Source organism: Nocardia sp. KT25-26, from assembly GCF_056627695.1.
Genome location: NZ_CM152813.1, coordinates 1,960,804 through 1,981,636, shown reverse-complemented (window position 1 = coordinate 1,981,636; position 20,833 = coordinate 1,960,804). Strand labels below are relative to the sequence as shown.

The following is a 20,833-nucleotide window of genomic DNA, read 5'->3' as shown; positions in this document are numbered from 1 at the left end:
AGGATCGGGGTGCACCATGACGACATCGCTCGACTTCGACGACCGGCAGGACTTCGAGGACGCCGACCGGGGTTTCATCGCGGCCCTCGAGCCCGCGGTGATCACCGCGGCCGACGGCCGGGTGGTGTGGGACGGCGACGCATACGACTTCCTCGGTGGCTCCTGCCCGCCCACCGTGAACCCGAGTCTGTGGCGGCAGGGGCAGTTGGCGTCCAAGCAGGGCCTCTACGAGGTGGCCGAGGGTATCTACCAGGTGCGCAACCTGGACCTGTCCAATATGACTCTGGTCGAAGGTGAGCGCGGGGTGATCGTCATCGACCCGCTGATCTCGGTGGAGAACGCGGCGGCCGCCCTCGCCCTGTACCGGGCACACCGCGGTGACCGGCCGGTCACCGGGTTGATCTACACCCATTCGCACGCCGACCATTTCGGCGGCGCCCGCGGGGTGCTGCCGCACGGCCACGACCCGGTCCCGATCCTGGCCCCCACCGGATTCCTCGAACACGCCGTCAGCGAGAACGTGTACGCAGGCAATGCGATGACCCGCCGCGCGATCTACATGTACGGAGCAGGCCTGCCGAAGGCCGCCGACGGCCAGGTCGGCTGCGGGCTCGGCATGACCACCTCGACCGGTGGCATCAGCCTGATCCCGCCGACCGTCGACATCACCCACACCGGCCAGGAAGAAGTCGTCGACGGGGTGCGGATCGTCTTCCAGCTCACCCCGGGAACCGAGGCACCGGCCGAGATGAACTTCCTGTTCCCGGACCGTCGCGCACTGTGCATGGCGGAGAACGCCACCCACAACATGCACAATGTGCTGACCCTGCGCGGCGCCCTGGTCCGCGACACCCGTATCTGGGCCCGCTACCTCGACGAGGCGATCGCGATGTTCGCCGACCGCGCCGATGTGGCCTTCGCCTCGCATCACTGGCCCACCTGGGGCCGGGAGCGCTGGTGCGACTGGCTGGCCGCCCAGCGCGATATGTACTCCTACATGCACGATCAGACCCTGCGGCTGACCAACCGAGGGCTCAACGGCGCCGAGGCCGCCGAGGAACTGGAACTGCCGCCATCGCTCGACGGTGTCTGGGCCGATCGCGGCTACTACGGTTCACTGAGCCACAACGTGAAGGCCATCTATCAGCGCTACCTCGGCTGGTTCGACGGCAACCCGGCCCACCTGTGGGAGCATCCGCCGGTCGAGACGGCACAGCGGTACGCGGCCGACTACGGCGGTGTCGACGCGCTGGTGGCCAAGGGCCGCGAATACCACGAGGCCGGTGACCTCCGGTTCGCCGCCACCCTGCTCAACCATGCCGTGTTCGCCGATCCGGACCACGTCGGAGCGAAACAGGCACTGGCGCAGGTGTACCGGGAACTCGGCTTCGGTGCCGAGAACGGCCCGTGGCGCAATTTCTTCCTGGTCGGTGCCCAGGAGTTGCAGGAGGGCGTCTCGCGCACCGAGCTCGACACCAACAATCCCGAGGTGCTGGCGGCCCTCACCACCGAGATGCTGTTCGATTCGCTGGCCGTCCGGATCGACGGCCCCCGTGCCGCCGAACACGACCTGCGCATCGACTGGGACCTGACCGACGAGAACCGGGTGGTCCGGCTGCTGCTCTCGCGCGGCGCGGTCACCCATCGCAGCCCGACCGAACAGGCGCCGCTGCGCGGCAGCGCCGACCTCACCGTGCATCTGACCCGCCCGCAACTGCTGGAGGCACTCTCCGGCAAGGGGATCGACGATCTGCCGGCCGAGGGCGACCGCAGCGTCCTCACCACCTTCCTCGGCCTGCTCGAGACTCCCGACCCGTTCTTCCCGATCGTCACCCCGTGAGCGGGCACGCGAGTGAACCGACGACACAGCACACCTCGGGCACGCGCCCGGGGCGGCTCAGCCGGCGCGCACCACCGTGGCGAGCAGCGGCCGCCGCCGCAACCGTTCATCGATCACCCGGGCGATCTGCGCGACCGCCCGGGGTTCGGTCATCTCCAGGTGGGTCACGTCGATGCCGACGTCCACGATGCGGCCCCGCACCACCGGTTCCCAGCCGCGGTGGCCCAGCGCGTCGGGGCGCCGGTCGGCGGTCGCGGTGAAGTACAGGACATCCCCGTCCAGCACCGGCGGCCGCCAGCTACCGGCTGCTCGGATCGACCGGTTGTACGCCCCCGCCATACGTTCCAGCACCCCGGCGTCGATGCCGAGCCCGTCGCCCAGGTGCTGCCGGATCGCGGCGGCGGCCTCCTCGGCGGTGGCGTCCGGGCGGACGAAATCGATGCCCAATACCGGGCCGAGGTTGCTGACCAGCTCACCGACCGAGACATCGGGGACCGCTGCAGCGTCGATACCGTCCACTTCGGCATCGAGCAGAGCGAGCAATGCGACCTCCGCGCCGGCGGCCCGCAGCACGACGGCCACGGCATGGGCGAGCACACCGCCGAGTGACCAGCCGAGCAGATGGTACGGGCCGTCGGGCTGGACGGCCCGGATCTCCCGGACGTAGCGTTCGGCGAGCTCGCCGATCGTTTCGGGCCCGGGGTCCTCACCGGCGAGTTGCGGTGCCTGAATCCCGTAGATCGGGCGATCGGCGGCGAGGTGTTCGCCGAAGGTGCGGTAGCACCAGGCCAGTCCCGACGCCGGATGGATGCAGAACAGCGGCGGCTGCTGCCCGCCGGCGCGCAACGGCACCACGACATCCAGACCGAGAGCGGTGTACTCGGAGTCGTCGCCGTTGTCGGAGCGCAGGCCGGTTTCGATCCGCTTGGCGAGCTCGGCAGGCTGTGCGTCCGACATCATCCAGCTCACCGGCACGGAATAGCCGAGCCCCTTCTTCAGCTCGCTCACCACATGCACCGCACTCAGCGAATTGCCGCCCAAGGCGAAGAAATCGTCGTCGGCCCCGACCCGGTCCCGGCCGAGCACCCGGCCGAACACCTCGGCGACCAGCTCCTCCAGCTCGGACGCCGGCGCCCGGTATTCCCGCGCCACCGCGGCGGGTACCGGCAACCGGCCACGATCCAGCTTGCCGGACGGGGTGTGCGGGACGCTGTCGAGCACCATGAGCGCGGGCGGCACCATGTAGTCGGGCAGTACCGCGGCCGCGTAGTCGCGGACCGCCTCGACATCCACGGTGGCACCCGCGGCCGGTACCAGGTAGCCGACCAGCTGTTCGGCCGATCCCGCGGCGTGGGTGGCCACGATCGCCCGGGCGACGGTGGCATGCTCGGCGAGCACGGTCTCGATCTCGCCGAGCTCGATGCGCAGCCCCCGCATCTTCACCTGGTGGTCGGTGCGGCCGAGATATTCCAGCTCACCGTCGGCGGTCCAGCGGACCAGGTCGCCGGTCCGGTACAGGCGGCCACCGGTGTCGTACGGGTCGGCGACGAATCGTTCGGCGGTGAGCGCCGGGCGCGCCCGGTAGCCGCGGGCCACCTGCGGCCCCGCCAGATACAGCTCACCGGCCACCCCCGGCGGCACCGGGCACAACCGGGTGTCGAGCACATAGGCGCGCGCATTCCATACCGGCGTCCCCATCGGGACGTTCGCGATCGCATCGGGCACCGCACGCGCGGTGGCGTGCAGAGTGAACTCGGTCGGCCCGTACAGGTTGTGCAGTTCGACCCCGGGCAGCGTGCGCCGCACCGCGGCCAGGACATCCGCCCCGAATGCCTCACCGGCGACCAGCAGGGCACGCAGGGCGGCCGGGGCAGTGCCGGGTGCGGCGTGCACGAACGCGGCCAGCATGGAGGGGACGAAGGACGTGACGGTGACCTGCTCGGCGTCGATGATCTCGGCGAGGTAGGCCGGATCGGCGTGCCCGCCGGGATCGGCGATCACCAGCCGTGCCCCGACGGCGGTGGTGGCGAACAGTTCCCAGACCGAGACGTCGAAGGTGGCCGGGGTCTTCTGCAACACCACATCAGCGGCGGTCAGCCCGAAGGCGTCGGTCAGCCAGCGCAGCTGATTCACCACCGATCGGTGTTCCACGGTGACCCCCTTGGGCCGTCCGGTGGACCCCGAGGTGAACAGTACGTACGCGGTGTTGTGTGGCCGCAGCGGCGCGATCCGGTCGGCATCGGTGACCGGGGTCGCCGCGAAGCCGGACAGATCCAGCCCGGCCAGCGAATCGAGCACCACCACCGGATCGGCGATGCGCAGCACATAGTCGATCCGGTCGTCGGGATGGTCCGGATCGACCGGAACATAGCCGCCGCCCGCCGCGTGCACCGCGTACATGGCGACCACCTGATCGACCGAACGCCGCATCCGCAGCGCCACCAGTGCGTCCGGGCCGACACCCCGGGTGATCAGCCACCGGGCCAGCCGGTACACCCGGGCCGCGAACTCGGCATAGGTCACCGATTCCGCACCGGCCACCACCGCCGGACGGGCGGCGAACTCGGTTGCGGCCGTGGCGAACATCGAGGCGAGTGTTTCGCCGGGTGGCAGCGGGTGGTTCGTCGCGTTCCAGCGCACCAGCACGTTGTCGCGCTCCTCGGCGTCCAGGAGATCGACCTCGTGTACCGGCTGCGCCGGATCGGCGACCACGGCTTCGAGCAGCCAGAGCAAACGTTCCACCACGGAGGCGACAGTGGCCGGATCGAACAGATCGGCCGCATACCCGACGACGCCGCGGATCCCGGCGGGGGCACCGGTGGTGTCGTAGGAATCCGACAGGGTCACCTGCAGATCGAACAGCGAGGTACCGGTTTCGGTGGGTACCTGGGTGACCGACAGGCCCGGCAGCTCGAACTCGGCCGACGCCTGGTTCTGGAAGGCCAGCATCACCTGGAAGATCGGGTGGTGCGCGGTGGACCGGACCGGGTTCAGTTCCTCGACCAGCCGCTCGAACGGGACATCGGCGTGCCCGAACGCGGCCAGGTCGGTGCGGCGGACCTGTTCGAGCAGCTGGCTGAACGACATTCCGCCGGCCACCTCGGTGCGCAGCACCAGGGTGTTGACGAACATGCCCACCAGATCGTCGAGTTCGGGTTCGCCGCGGCCGGCGTACGGGGTGCCGATGGCCAGATCGCCGGTGTCGGCGAGCCGGGCCAGCACGGCCGCCAGGGCCGCATGCACCACCATGAACAAGGTGGCCTCGTGGCTGCGAGCCACCCCGGCCAGGCCGGCATGCAGGTCGGCGTCGATCGTGATCGGGACGCTCGCACCGGCATAGGACTGCACCGGCGGCCGCGGCCGGTCGGTCGGCAGGGTGAGCAACGCCGGCAGGCCGGACAGCTGCGCCGTCCAGTAATCGATCTGCCGGCTCAGCAGGGAGTCCGGATCGTCGTCGCTGCCCAGTACCGTGCGCTGCCAGATCGCGTAGTCCGCGTACTGGACGGGCAGGGCCGGCCGGCTGGGTTCGGTGCCGTGCAGCCGCATCGCGTACGCCGTCATCAGATCCCGGGCGAGCGGTCCCATCGACGACCCGTCCCCGGCGATATGGTGCACCACGCCGGCCAGCACCGATTCGCCCGGGCCCAGATCGAATACCCGCACCCGGAACGGTACTTCGGCGGTCAGATCGAACGGCGCTGCGGCGCAGGCGGCAACAGCCGCGGTCAGCTCCGGTTCGGTGACCGCGGTGACCTCCAGCCGGGGCAGTGCCTCGGCCGCGGGCACGATCACCTGCACCGGCGCACCGGCCACGGCCGGGTACATGGTCCGCAGCACCTCGTGCCGCGCGACCACGTCGATGATCGCCGCCCGCAAGGCGTCCACCTCCAGGCGCCCGGACAGGCGCAGCACGATCGGAATGTTGTAGGCCGCCGAGGCCGGTTCGAACCGGTTCAGGAACCACATCCGCTGCTGCGCCGACGACAGCGGAATGCGGTCCGGCCGCGCCTGAGCGGTCAGCGGCGCCCGCCCGGTTCCGGTATGCGATTCGGCTCGCGCCGCCAGCCGGGCCACGCCGGGTGCCTCGAAGATCAGCGAGACCGGGATGCGAGTGTCCAGCGCGGCGCCCAGCCGGGCGGCGACCCGGGTGGCGGACAGGCTGTTACCGCCCAGGTCGAAGAACCCGTCGTCGGCGCCCAGCGCGCGATCGATGCCCAGCACCTCGGCGAACACCGCTGCCACGATCTCCTCCACGGGCGAGGCGGGTGCCCGGAACGGGCGCGCCCGGAACACCGGTTCGGGCAGGGCCGACCGGTCGAGTTTGCCGTTCGGGGAGAGCGGGATCTCGTCGAGAATCATCACCACCGCCGGCACCATGTACCCGGGCAGTACCGCCGCCAGCGCCGAACGCAGCTGCTCCCCCGACACCCGGGCACCGGCCGCGGCAACGACATAGGACACCAGCAGCGTCGGCCCGTCGCCGTCGGCGCGCGGTACGGTCGCCGCGAAACGCACATCCGCGCGGGCGCCCAGTACCGCGTCGATCTCGCCCAGCTCCACCCGGTAGCCACGGACCTTCACCTGGAAGTCCTTGCGCCCCACGAACTCCAGTTCTCCGTCGGTATTCCACCGGACCACATCACCGGTGCGGTACATCCGGTCGCCCGGTGCGCCGACCGGACAGGCCACGAACCGCGCCGCGGTCAACCCCAGCCGGTGGGCGTACCCGCGCGCAACCGCCGCGCCCGCCAGATACAGTTCGCCCGCCACGCCGATCGGCGCCGGCTGCAACCGGTCGTCCAGTACCAGGGCCTGCAGGCCGGGGAGCGGGGTGCCGATCGACACCCGCTCGTCGGGAGCGATCCCACCGGTTGCGGTGGCGAGGATGGTGGTCTCGGTCGGGCCGTACAGCACCCCGAACTCCCGCCGGCCCGCGGTATCGGTACCCGACCAGCGCGTGACCAGATCGGCCGGCACCGCCTCGCCGCCGGACCGCACCACCCGCAGTTCGTCCAGCCCGGCCGGGTCGACGGAGGCCAGGGCCGCGGGGGTCACGAACGCATGGGTGATCCGCCGGTCCCGCAGGAACTCGGCCAGTTCGTCACCGCCGAACAGTCCGGCCGGCGCCACCACCGAGGCCGCCGCACCGCTGACCGCCCACAGGATCTCCAGCAGTGAGGCGTCGAAGGACGGTGAGGCGAACTGCAGCACCCGGGCGTCCGGCCCGAGGGTGGGGTCGGCCCGGTGCGCGGCGACGAAATCGGTGACCCCGGTGTGCGTGACGACCACGCCCTTCGGTATCCCGGTCGAGCCGGAGGTGAAGATCATGTACGCCACGTCCGTACCGCGCAGTGGCCGCCGCCGGTCGGCATCGGTGACCGCGGTCCCGGGCATCTCGGCGAGCCGGGCGGCATCCGCTCCGTCGTCGAGCACGAACCAGTCCACCGCCCCGGGCAGGGCGGATCGGGCGTCCGATACCGTGACCCCCAGTACGGCACCGGATTCCGACACCATCTGCCGGATCCGCCCGGCCGGGTAGGCCGGATCCACCGGCACGAACCCGGCACCCGATTTGACCACGGCCCACCAGGCCACCACGGCGGCCACCGACCGGGGGGCGGCCACCAGCACCAGCTCCTCGGGTCCGGCACCGCGCCGGATCAGCCAGTGGGCCAGCCGATTCGACCGTTCGTCGAGTTCGGCGTAGGACAGCTCCACCGGGCCCGCCAGCACTGCCGGTCCGGCACCGTTGCGCTGCACCGCATCGTCGAGCACCTCCGGCAGCAGCTGTGGAAGCGGTGCCCGGCCGGTCGGCCGGGTCCCGATCCGTGACACCAGGTCGGCCCGTTCCGCGGGAGACAGCCAGTCCAGGTCGCCGACGGCGCGGGCGGGATCGTCGGCGACGGCCCGCAGCACCCGGACCAGGCGCTGCCCGAAGCCCGCGGCGGTGTTCTCGTCGAACAGGTCCCGCGCATAGGTCAGGACGCCGGAGATGCCCTGTGCGGCACCGTCGGCGGCATAGCTGTCCGATATCGCGAACTGGAGGTCGAATTGGCACATCCCGGTGTCCGCATCGGCCCGGGACACCACCACATCGGGCAGTTCCACCTCCACCGGCGCCAGGTTCTGGAAGGCCAGTGCCACCTGGAACACCGGATGCTGCGCCGCGGACCGTTCCGGATCCAGCTCCTCCACCACCCGTTCGAACGGCACATCGGCGTGGTCGAAGGCCTGCAGGTCGGTGTCCCGGGTGCGGGCCAGCAGATCCTCGAACGACTCGCCGGCGGCCACCCGGGTGCGCAGGGCGAGGGTGTTCACCAGCATCCCCACCAGATCGTCGAGTCCCGGTTCGCCCCGGCCCGCGACCGGGGTGCCCACCACCACATCCGGAGTGCCGGACAGCCGGGTCAGGACCACGGCCAGCGCCGCGTGCAGCACCATGAACAGCGAGGTCCCCCGGGACCGGCCCAGCGCCACCAGCCGGGCATGCAGTTCCGGCTCGATGTCCAGCGGTACCCGGCCGCCTGCCAGGGAGGCCACCGCGGGCCGGGGCCGGTCGGCCGGCAACTCCAGCCGGTCCGGCGCATCGGCCAGCGTCGTCCGCCAGAAGTCCAGTTGCCCGGCGAGCAGCGAGTCCGGGTCGTCCGCCGCGCCCAGCACCTCCCGCTGCCAGAGTGTGTAGTCGGCGTACTGCACCGGCAGCGGGTCCCATCCGGGCGCCTGCCCGGTCATCCGGGCCGCGTACGCCGCCACCACGTCGCGGGCCAGCGGCGCCATCGAGAACCCGTCGCCGGAGATGTGGTGCACCACCAGCGCGAGCAGGTACTCGGCCGCACCGGCGTCGAACAACCCGATCCGCACCGGGACCTGCTCGGTGACATCGAAACCACGGCAGACGAATTCGGCCACCGCCGCGTCGACGGTCCCCGCCCCGGCCGGGATCCGTTCCAGGGCCACCCCGGATTCGGGAACGGCCAGCACCTGCTGGCGTGGTTCACCGGCCGTTTCCGGATAGACGGTGCGCAGCACCTCGTGCCGGGCGATCACGTCCTGCAGGGCGGCGGCCAGTGCGTCGATATCCAGCCGGCCGGACAACCGCAGCAGTACCGGGATGTTGTACGCGGCCGAACCCGTTTCGAATCGGTTCAGGAACCACATTCGCTGCTGGGCGGGCGACAGCGGTACGACCTCCGGCCGCACCCCCGCGGTCAGGGCCACCCGGCGAGTGCCGCGCAGATCCTGAACCCACGCCGCCAGCGCCGCGACGACCGGCGCTTCGAATACCGCACGCACCGGGACCCGTGCATTCAGCGCCGCGCCGATTCGCGCCGCCACCAGGGCGGCACTGAGCGAATCGCCGCCGAGCGCGAAGAAGTCGTCATCGGCCCCCACGGCGAAGCCGTCCCGAGCCACACCGGCGAAGCCGTCACCATCGGCACCCACCCGATGTTCGCCGAGTACCTCTTCGTAGGCCCGGGCGACCACCCCTTCCAACCACGAGGCCGGCGCCCGGTAGGCGGCCACCACACGATCCGGTTCCGGCAGCCGGTCACGATCGAGCTTGCCGTTCGCGGTCAGCGGGACCTCGGCGAGCACCACCACCGCCGCCGGCACCAGATACGACGGCAGCATCTCGGCCAGCACTGTCCGCAGCTGCGTACCGGAGACCTGCATCCCCGCTTCCGGCACCACATAGGACACCAGGGCCGGTGGCTCACCCCGCGGTACCGTCACCGCGAAGGCCACCTCGCGGCGCGCGCCGAGGACCGCGTCGATCTCACCGGGCTCCACCCGCAGACCGCGCACTTTCACCTGGAAGTCGTTGCGGCCCAGGAATTCCAGGCATCCGTCGGCATTCCAGCGGACCATGTCACCGGTCCGGTACATCCGGGTTCCCGGCGGGCCGAACGGGCAAGCAACGAATCGTGCCGCGCCGGTCCCGGCCCGGTGCGCATAGCCACGCGCCGGGCCGGTGCCGAACAGGTACAGCTCGCCGGCGACACCGGCGGGCACCGGCCGCAGCCAGGTGTCGAGGACCACGGCCGCGACCGGACCCACCGGGCGGCCGATGGTGATCGGCGTGCCGGGTGCGAGGGGCGTGCTGCCGGTAGCCCAGATGGTGCATTCGCTCGGTCCGTAGAGGTCGACCATGATGCGGCCGGGCGCCCAGCGCTCGACCAGTTCCCGGCCGACCGGCTCCCCGGCCGTCGCCAGCAGCCGCAATCCGTCGAGCCCGTCCGGCGGGACGGTGGCCAGTGCCGACGGCGTGATCACGGTGTGTGTGACCCGTTCGCGCCGCAGCAGATCCGCCAGTTCGGGGCCGCCGTACACATCGGGCGGCGCGACCACCAGCCGGCCGCCGGAACCGTGCGCCATCAGCAGTTCGAAGAGCGAGGCGTCGAAACTCGGTGCGGCGACCTGCAGGACCGCCGACGTGTGGTCCACCCCGAGCATCCGGCGCTGCGCCGCGACCACGGCGGGCAGGCCGCGGTGGGTCACCTGCACTCCCTTCGGCGTCCCGGTGGATCCCGAGGTGTAGATCAGGTACGCAAGCTGATCGGGCCGGATCGGTGCACCGCGCTCGGCGTCGGTCACCGGCGCCACCGACGCGGAATCGAGCGCATAGAGCGGGGCCGGTTCGTCGACGAGCTGCCAGTCCACGGCGTCCGGGAGCTGGCCCCGCACGGCGGCGGTGGTCACCCCGAGCGCCGCCTGCGAATCGGCCAGCAGGAATTCGATCCGGCCCGACGGCAGTTTCGGATCGACGGGCAGGAATGCGGCACCGGTCTTGCCGATCGCCCAGATCGTCACCACCGCGGCCAGCGAGCGCGGCAGCGCCACCGCGACGACGTCCTCCGGCCCGATGCCGCGGTGCAGCAGCAGCCGGGCCAGCCGGTTGGACAGCGCGTCGAGGCGCCGGTAGGTCACGGTGGCGTCGGCACAAACCGCCGCGACCGCATCGGGCGCCGCGGCGGCCGATGCCGCCAGGATCCGGTCCAGCGTCGCCGGAATCCCACCGGCCGGGTACCGGGCGGGCCGGACCGGCTCCTGTCCGTCGCCGATCGCCAGCCCCGCGGGGCACAGCTGCGGATCGGCCGCGATCCGGTGCAGGAGTTCCAGGAACCGATCCAGGATCCGGTGGGCCTGCGGGTGGGTGAACTCGTCGGTGAAGAACCGCAGCGTGATCTGCAGCCCCGGCTCCGCGCCCGCCCCCGGGTACTGCGGTGCGACCACCAGGCTCAGCGGATACGGGGTGGCGTCGGATCCGGTGACCTCGGTGACCCGGAGCCCGGCGGATTCCACATGCTGCTGCAGTGCCGCCCGGTCGACCGGGAACGATTGGAAGGCCACCGCGGTATCGAAGAGTTCGGGCACTCCCACCGCCCGATGGATGTCGGCCAGCCCGAGATGGTGGTGGTCCAGCGTGTTCGCGTGCTGCTGCTGGATCCGGGTCAGCAACTCGCACAGCGGTTCGCCGGGCCGCAGTCGCACCCGCACCGGAATCGTGTTGAGGAACATCCCCAGGGTGCGGTCCACCCCGGGCAGTTCGGGCGGGCGGCCGGAGACCGCGGACCCGAACAGTACATCGGTCTCGCCGGTCAGTATCCGCAGGTTCAGCGCCCAGGCCGCGGCGACCGCCGTGTTGAGGGTGACGGCGGCGTCGGCGGTCACGGCGCGCAACGCCGCCAGGCCGGATGCGGGTAGCTCCGCGGTGATCTCCCCGGTGACCGGCCGCGCCGGACGGGCGCCGCGGGCGACCCGGGTCGGCCCGTCGATGCCGGCACAGACCTGCCGCCACGCGGCCGTCGCCGCGGCCCGATCGCGCCGGGCCGACCAGTCCAGGAAGTCCCGAAAGGACGGCGCGGGAACCCGCAGTTGCGGATCGGCGGGTGCGGCGTACGCGGTCAGCAGCTCGCGCATCAGCAGCGGCATCGACCAGCCGTCCAGGAGGATGTGGTGATTCGTGATCAACAGCCGGAACTCCTGCGGTGCCGACCGGATCAGGGTGAACCGGATCAGTGGCGGTGCGGACAGGTCGAACCCGGCGGCGACGTCCGCCGCGGCCAGCTGCGCTACATCCGGCTCCGGCACCGGGCCGGCCGCACCGGTTCGATCGATCTCGGAGAACACCACGTCGACATGGTCGAGCACCACCTGGCAGGGCCCGGCCGCCGTGTCGACGAGCGCGGCCCGCAGCACATCGTGCCGGTCGAGCACTGTCTGCGCGGCCCGGCGCAGCCGGTCGGCGTCGACACTGCCGGACAGCCCGATCACCGACTGCACGGTGTACCCGTCGGCGGAGCCGTCGGTGTAGGCCGCGTGGAAGTGGATGCCCGACTGCATCGGGGCGAGCGGCCAGACATCGATGAGGCCCGGATACCGGGTGCGGAGCCGGTCGATATCGGCAGCGCGCAGGTCGACGAGCCGAAACTCGGTGGCCGGTTGCGGTGGTCGGGACATCTCCGGCGATCGGGATGATTCCGACACCGGGCCCGCCGGCAGTTCGCCCGCTGCCGCCTCCCCTCGGGCGGCGGCAGCCACCGCGGCCACGGTCTTGCCTTCGAAGACATCACGCGGGGTGAGGTACAGCCCGGCAGCGCGCGCCCGGGCCACCAGCCGCATGGAGACGATGCTGTCGCCGCCGAGGGCGAAGAAGTTGCTGTCCGCCCAGACCCGGTCCACCCCGAGGACCTCCGCGAACAGCTTCGCGAGCAGTCGTTCGCGGCTGGTGGCCGGGGCCCGGCCGCCGCGGTCCGCGGGCCGGAAGATCAGTCGCCGCAACGCCTGCCGGTCGATTTTGCCCGCCGGCGTCCGGGGCAGCGCAGCCAGTTCGACGACGGCCGCCGGCGTGAGATGGCCGGGGACCGACGCAGTCAGATCGGCGCGCAGCCGTTCGGCATCCACGGTCGTCTCGGGAGCGGCGACGACGTAGGACACCAGGATCGGCTCCCCGGCCGGGCCGGGCTGGGCGACCGTCGCGGCCTGCGCCACCTCCGGGTGGCGCAGCAGGTGGGCGTCGACCTCACCCGGTTCGATGCGCTGGCCGTGGATCTTGACCTGCTGATCGGCGCGGCCCAGGTACTCGAGTTCCGGTCCGGTCCCGGTCCGCACCCAGCGGACCAGGTCGCCGGTGCGATACATCCGATCACCGGCCGGCGATCCGGGGTTCGCGACGAACCGGGCCGCCGTGACCGCCGGGCGGTCCGCATAGCCCTGGGCGAGGCTGTTCCCGCCGATGTACAACTCGCCGACCACCCCGGCCGGTACCGGCCGCAGCCAGTGATCGAGCACCGCCACCGAGGTACCGCGGATCGGGCCGCCGATGGTGACCGGGGTCTCGGGCCGCAGCCGGTCGGTCCCGGTGGCCCAGATCGTGCACTCGGTCGGGCCGTAGTGGTTCATCAGCCGGCGGCCCGGGGCCCAGCGCGCCACCAGATCCGCGCCGGTGGCTTCGCCGACCACGGCGAGCGTGGTCAGCGCGGGCAGGCCCGCGGGGTCCATCGTGGCCAGCGCGGACGGCGTGATGATCGCGTGGGTCACCTGCGCCGCGCGCAGCAGGTTCTCCAGGTCGGGGCCACCGTAGACATGCGGCGGCGCCACTACCAGACAGGCCCCGGCGGCGTGGGCCAGCAGCAGTTCGGACAGGCAGGCGTCGAAGCCCGGGGAAGCGACCTGCAGGACCGCCGCGCCGGGGCCGGCGGCGAAGGACTCCGCCTGGGCGGCCACCAGATCGCCGAGCCCGCGATGACCGACCCGCACCGCTTTCGGCCGGCCGGTCGATCCCGAGGTGTAGATCAGGTACGCCGGGTCGTCGAGCGCCGGAAGACGCTGTGCGGCCGGTGGGCTCGTCACCGGGACCGGTTCCGCGCCCGGCACCACCCACTCCGAGCCGCCCGGCAGCCGGACCGCGACGTCGGCGGTCGTCACGCCCAGCGCGGCACCGGAATCGGCCAGCAGCTCGGCCAGCCGCCGGGTGGGATTGCCGGGGTCCAGGGGCAGCACGGCGGCACCCGTCCCGGCCACCGCCCAGATCGCCACGATCAGTTCCAGTGACCGCGGCACCACCACCGCGACGAGCTCGCCCGGCCGGGCACCGCGGCCGGCCAGCACCCGCGTCAGATCGGTGGCCCGGCGGGCCAGCTCCCGGTAGGTCAGGCTGGTGGCGCCGAACCGGACGGCGACGGCCGCCGGGCGGGCGGCGGCGGTCGCGGACAGAATCTCGGGCAGGGTGCGGGGCGGCGTTGCGGCCGGGCCGTGCACGGCGAGCAACTCGTCCCGTTGTGCCGGGGGGTGCGCGGACACGGCGGCGACCGCACCGTGCGGATCGGCCACGAGCTGCCGGAGGATGCGTTCGAAGCGGTCCAGCAGCTCCCGCGCCTCCCGGTCGCCGAAGCGATCGGTGGCGAAACGCAGGGCCACCGTGTAGGTGTCGCCGGTGCCCGGCTCGGCGGCCGCGCCAGGACTCGGCCGCGGCGGCGTCACCTGCAGGCTGAGCGGATACGGCGTGGCGTCGGTGGCGGTGATTTCGCGCAGCCGTAGCCCGGCCCGGCCCAGGTGGTGGGCCAGTCCGTCCCGATCCAGCGGATAGGATTCGAGCACCGTGACGGTGTCGAACAGCTCCCCGACCCCGGCCGCCCGCTGCAACTCGGCCAGGCCGATATGCTGCTGGTCCAGCATCGCGACCTGCTCGGACTGCACCCGGACGAGCAGGTCGAGCACCGATTCGCCCGGGTTGGCCCGGACCCGGACCGGCAGGGTGTTGACGCACAGTCCGACCAGGTGCTCGATACCGGGGAGTTCCGGCGGCCGGATCGACACCGTATTGCCGAAGACCACGTCCGAACGGCCGGACAACACGGTGAGCAGCAGGGCCCAGGCCGTCTGCACCGTGGTGTTGGCTGTGATCCCGTACGACCGCCCGAGATCGCGGATCGCCGCCGTGGTCGCACTATCCAGCTGCCGGGTGACCTCGCCGCTCTGCGCGGCGACGGTGCGATCGGGTTCACCGGTGACCAGCGTGGGCTCCTCGATTCCGGCGAGCGCCGCCTGCCAGGCCGCGGCCGCGGCCGACCGGTCCCGGGTGTGCAACCAGTGCAGGTAGTCCCGGTACGAATGGGCCGGGGCGAGTTCGGTGGCCTCCCCGTCGGACAGGTACAGGTCGAGCAACTGTTGCACCAGCAGCGGCATCGACCAGCCGTCGAGCACGATGTGGTGGTTGGTGATCAGCAGCCGGAACTCGTCGGGGCCGGTGTGCACCAGCCGGAAACGCACCAGCGGCGGCTGCGTCACGTCGAACGGCGCGCAGGCCGCTGTCGCCAGCCGCTGCAGTTCCCGGTCCCGGGCCGCGGGGTCGGCGATCCCGCTGATATCCGACTGGTGCCAGTCCACCGGGGCCTGGCCGAGCACGATCTGGTGCGGCCCGTCGACGCCGGAGACGAATGCGGTGCGCAGACTGTCGTGCCGGTCGATGAGCGCCTGCGCGGCGCGTTGCATCCGGTCCGGCCGGACCGCACCGGACAAGGTCAGCCGGGCCTGCACCGTGTACCCGTCGGCGGCGTCGGCGGCGTAGTTCGCATGGAACAGCAGTCCGGCCTGCAGCGCCGTGAGCGGCCACACGTCGGTCATCGCCGGGTATTCCTGCTGCCAGCGGTCCAGATCGGCCTGGGTGACGGCGGTGAGCGCGAAATCGGACGGGGTGAAGCCGCCGGCCGCATCCCGCCGGAGATGGCCGGCCAATGCGTGCAGGGCGAGCAACCACAACCCGGCGAGTTCGTCGACGGCCTCGGCGTCGAGCACACCGGTGGCGAAATCCCAGGTCGCTTCGAGCTCCGGCCCGTCGGCGCCCGGCTCGACCAGGGCGTTGATATCGAGTACCGCGGGCAGCGCCATCTGCGGATCGCTGGTCGCGGTGAGGGCCGACCGGCCGGTGGCCGGTGCCCAGGGGCCGGCGTGTGTGCCGGTCCGGCCCAGATAGTTGAAGCTGATCTGCGGTTCCGGGAAGGCGCCGAGTTCGGCGGCGCCCACCGGGTCCAGATAGCGCAGCACACCGTAGCCGATGCCGCGGTCCGGTACGGCGCGCAGCTGCTCCTTCGTCTGCCGGATCGCCCGGGTCGTGGCGGCACCTCCGGCGAACGCTTCGTCGATATCGGTGTCGGTCATATCGATCCGGACCGGGAACCGCGCCGTGAACCAGCCCACCGTGCTGCTCAGATCCGCTCCCGCAACGGCTTGCTCCACCCGGCCGTGCCCTTCCAGTGCCACCAGCTCGCTGCCGTCCGCGGTACCTCGACGCCGCCGCCACTGACCGAGCGCGAGTACCAGCGCGGTCAGCAACCCGTCGTTGGGATTGCCGTGGAAACGTTCCGGCAGCAGGGTCACGACGGCCTCGGTGACATCGGCCGGGATCCGGAGCCGGATCCGCCCGGCCGTGGCGACGGTGTCGTGTTCCGGATCCAGGCGCCGCGATCCGAGCAGCCGCTCGCCCGGCGCCAGCACGGCCCGCCATCGGGACAGTTCGGCGGCCCGGCGCTGCGGCGCCTGCTCGGCCAGCCCGTGCGCCCAGTGACGTACCGACGTTCCGGGCGGGTCGGCTGCCGGTTCGGCGCCCGTGGCGCGCCGAGACCACGCCGTGCCGAGATCGGTCAGCAGGATCCGCCAGGACACGGCATCGACGGCCAGGTGATGGATCACCAGCCACAGCAGCCCCGGCTCGGCGCCGCCGGAGATCCGGACCAGCCGGATCAGCACTCCGCGGCGCGGGTCCAGCCGATCGGCTGCCGCCTGCAGGTGTTCGTTCACCACCTCCGGATCCTGCGGATCTGCGCAGACCTCCACCACGACATCGGCAGCCGAGACCGCGCCGGGCGGCCGGACTTCCAGATCGAAGCCACCGGAATCACCGGCGCGCAGGACCGCCCGGAGCATGGGGTGACGGTCGAGCAGATGCTGGGTGACCGCCACCAGCCCGGCCCGATCGATGCCGTCCGGTAACCGCACCAGCGCGGCCTGGGCGAACCGATCGAACCGGCCGCGGTCCACCATGGCGTGCATGATCGGGGTCAGCGGTAGCGCACCGATACCACCGCCGGGTAGTTCGGCCGGCCGGGTATTCTCCGCCACATCCGTGGCGACCGCCGCGAGACCGGCGACCGTCTTGTGGTCGAACACCTCCCGGGTCGAGAACACCAGCCCGGCCGACTTCGCCCGGGCCACCAGCTGAATCGACAGGATGCTGTCCCCGCCGAGGGCGAAGAAGCTGTCCTCGGCGCCGGGTGCCGGTACCCCGAGCACCTCGGCGAACAGCTCCGCGACCAGTCGCTCCCGCGCCGTGCGGGCCGGTCGGCCGGTCACCGGACCGGTGAAGTCCGGTTCGGGCAGCGCCGAGCGATCCAGCTTGCCGAAGGCATTGAGCGGCAACGTATCCAAAGGCACGACCACCGACGGAACCAGGTGTGCGGGCAGTGCTCCGGCGGCGAAGCGCTGCAGTTCGCCCGGATCGATCCGGCGGCCCCGGATCGGCACCACGTAGGTCGCCAGGACGGTCGTCCCGGCCTTGTTCCGCACCGGTACGGTCACCGACCGGTCGACGGCCTCGTGCCCGGCCAGGGCGGTATCGATCTCCCCGGGCTCGATCCGATAGCCGCGGATCTTGATCTGGAAATCACTGCGGCCCACGAACTCCAGCTCGGAGTCGGCGGGGTCACCGACCCAGCGGACGATATCGCCGGTCCGGTACATCCGGTCGCCCGCACGGCCGTGCGGATCGGCGACGAACCGCGCGGCGGTCTCACCGAACCGGCCCGCGTAACCCCGGGCCACGCCGGGACCGGTCAGATACAGCTCACCCGGCGTGCCGACCGGGACCGGGTGCAGCCGCCGGTCCAGCACCACCGCCGCCGCGCCCCGCACCGGCGTCCCGATCCGGGCACCGCACCCCGGCTGCAGGCGCGCCCCGGCCACGGTGATCGTGGTCTCGGTGGGGCCGTATTCGTTGTGCAGTATCGACTGCTGCGCCCACCGCCGGATGACACCCGGGGCGCAGACATCGCCGCCCACCGCCACCACCCGCACCGACGGCACCGCTCGGGGATCCACGGTGGCCAGCATGGCGGGAGTGAGCGTGAGATGGCTGACCCGAGCGTCGGCGAGCACCCGGGCCAGCGGTTCGCCGCCGATCACCTCCGGGGGCACGACCACCAGGGTGGCCCCGTTGGCGAAGCAGATCAGGAACTGTTCCATCGCGGCGTCGAAGCTCGGGGAAAGCGCATAGGACACCCGCGATTCCGGGTCCACGCCGTAGGCGGCGGTACGGTCGGCGATCAGGTTCGCGAGTCCGGCATGGGTGATCTGGACTCCCTTCGGCGTGCCCGTCGACCCGGAGGTGTAGGTGAGATAGGCGAGGTGCGCCGATCGCAGTGGCCGAATCCGGTCCCGGTCGGACACCGGACCCGCAGGCAGGCTTGCGATCTCGGCCCGGCGGGCCGGCTCGTCGAGCAGCACCGGCGACAGCTGCCGAGGCAGTCTGTCGCGCCGCGCCGCGACCGAAATCACCGCTGCCGCATCGCTGTCGGCGAGGATGTGGGCAATGCGCTCGGCCGGATAGTCCGGGTCCACCTGGACGATCGCGGCGCCGGTGGCGGCGACCGCCCACGCCGCGAGCACCGATTCGTACGAACGCCGCAGCACGATCGCCACCGCCGTACCCGGCCCGCAGCCGAGGGCGATCAGATGCCGGGCCCACCGGCCGGACTCGTCGGCGAGTTCACCGTAGGTGACCGTCCGCCCCGCCGTGTACACCGCAGCCGCGGTCCGGTGCCGCCGGGCACCGTCGCTCAGGATGTCCGGCAGCGTGCGGGTGGTGGTCGCGCCGCGCCCCCGCACCGGCACCAGCGCAGTCCGTTCCGATTCGGTGAGCAACGGAATTTCATCCACCCGGTTTTCCGGCGATCCGGCCAGAAAATCGTGCAGGAAATTCAGGAAGCGGCGATGATGTCCACCCAATTCGGCGGGGGTGTAAACGTTCGGATTGCCTTGAAAATCGATATGTGTGCTGCGTTTGCCGGCACCCGGATAGATATTGACGAACAGATCCGCGGTAGGGCCGGAAGTCAATACGTGCAGGGTCCCGATGGTCCCACCCAGAACGACTTCGTTCTCCACCATCATGAGATTCACGGCGGGACCGAACGAGGCCGTTTCGTCCCGGGCGATGCCCATATCCCGAAAGATGTCCTCCTGCCGGTAGCGCTGCCGCCGCAGCGCACCGGTCAGCTCGCCCTGGGTGGCATCGATCAGTGCGCCGACGCCGCGGCCGGTGACCGCTACGCGCAGCGGCACCACGTTCGCGATCATCCCGCCGGAGCGGCGCAGCACCGCGGAGTGCCGCCCGGAGACCGGCAGGCTCAGCAGCACCTCGTCACTTCCGGTCATCCGGGCCAGATAGGCGGCGAAGGCCGCCACCGCGATCGGTGTCACGCTGGTGCCGCGGTCGGCCACCGTCCGGTCCAGCAGCGCAGCCGTATCGTCCGGCAGGGCCTCGCTGATCAATTCCGGGTGCACGGTCGGCTTGCCGACCCGCCCGCCGAGGCTCACCACCGGCGGAGCGCCGGCCAGGTGCTCGGTCCAGTAGCTGCGGTCGTTGTGGAACCGTTCCGACTCCCGGTACCCGAGGTCCTGTTCGACGATCCGGCCGAGATCTGCCGCCTTCGACGCCGGCGGCCGCTCCCCGGCGATCCAGGAGTTGTACAACTCGGTCATCCGGTGCAGCACCGTGACCGCGGCGAATCCGTCCAGCGCGATGTGGTGGGCACGCTGGTACCACAGGTAGTGGTCCGGTCCGACGCAGAAGATGATGCTGGTCATCAGGCGTTCGCGCAGCAGGTCCAGCGGTGCGGAGTAGTCGTCGACCATCATCCGATGGGCGGTTCCGACCGGGTCCGGCTCGGACCGCAGATCCAGGACCGAAACAGCCGGCACCAGGTCGGGGTCGACGATCTGCCGGGGTTCGCCGTCCACCTCGAGCAACCGCAGATAGCCCGAGCCGAATTCGAGGGCCGCGGTCCGGCAGGCCTCGGCGAGCAGGTCCGGTTCCAGGGCGCCGTGCACGTCGACGTACTGCGCCACCGAGATCGGCGACGAACCGGCGAGGTGCTGGGCGAACCAGATGCCGCGCTGGGCCGCGGTCAGCGGAAGCACCGCGGACGACTCCGGGGCCCGGTCGACACACTCCGCACCGATGTCGAGGTGGTCGCTGGGTTCGATCATCGCTGACCTCCATGGATACGTCGTGGCCGGATCCGGAGGAAGCCTCGGGCCGCCTGGACCCCCGTGGCCCGTCGATCAGTCCACTCCGAAAGATACGCAGAGGTTTACGAAGGAACGCAGCAGAATGTCCGCGAGGCGACACACTCCGGATGGGGCGGGTTCGGCAGGCGCGCCGCGAATGTTGCCGATTCGTTGATTGCCCGCCGGCTGCCCGGGTGCTTACTATCGTTGTGGCTTTGAGTCGTTCGTCCAGAAGAACTCGCGGTAGCGTAGGAACAGCCCACAGAACGGCTCATGGAACAACGGGACAAAACAGACATTTTCTCGGCAGGTCGGGGTGCGGAGAAAAGCAACATCATACGTTCGGACCGCGAAGGCGGGGCGTGGCGATTTCGACGAGGCAACTGCGGCGTCCACCCTCTCCGGCCCTCTGCACGACGGTGGAAATCGAATGACACCTCATTGTGACCGCTCTCCCACCGGCTCCGGCGGGCCCCTGCGTTTCCCCTGCGACACCTCGAGCGGCCGTTCGCCCACCGGTTCGCCCCACCCCCTGACCGGGGCGGGAGCCAGGACCCGGCGACGACGGGCACCCGCCTGATTCACGCCCGCCCGCGCTGCCGGTCCGACCGGCCCGCACGGTCCGGGGGGGATTCCCGGCCGAGCTCAGCGTCTCGGCATCCGCTGCCCACCGGGCGACACCCGGTCCGTCGGCGTGCCGGTATACCC

2 protein-coding genes are annotated in these 20,833 nt (G+C 71.5%); one reads left to right on the top strand and one right to left on the bottom strand.

Annotation, left to right across the window (positions count from 1 at the left end; all coding sequences use genetic code 11):
• The first annotated feature begins 16 nt into the window (after nucleotides 1–16).
• Complete coding sequence (locus tag AC1HFH_RS09000; protein WP_480246970.1) at nucleotides 17–1,840, top strand: alkyl/aryl-sulfatase; 1,824 nt, start codon at nucleotides 17–19, stop codon at nucleotides 1,838–1,840.
• A gap of 57 nt (nucleotides 1,841–1,897) precedes the next feature.
• Here the strand turns inward: AC1HFH_RS09000 and AC1HFH_RS08995 are convergent, their stop codons facing one another.
• Nucleotides 1,898–20,104 (bottom strand): amino acid adenylation domain-containing protein, encoded by an 18,207-nt coding sequence (locus AC1HFH_RS08995; protein WP_480246969.1) that lies wholly within the window; start codon nucleotides 20,102–20,104, stop codon nucleotides 1,898–1,900.
• Nucleotides 20,105–20,833 lie beyond the last annotated feature (729 nt).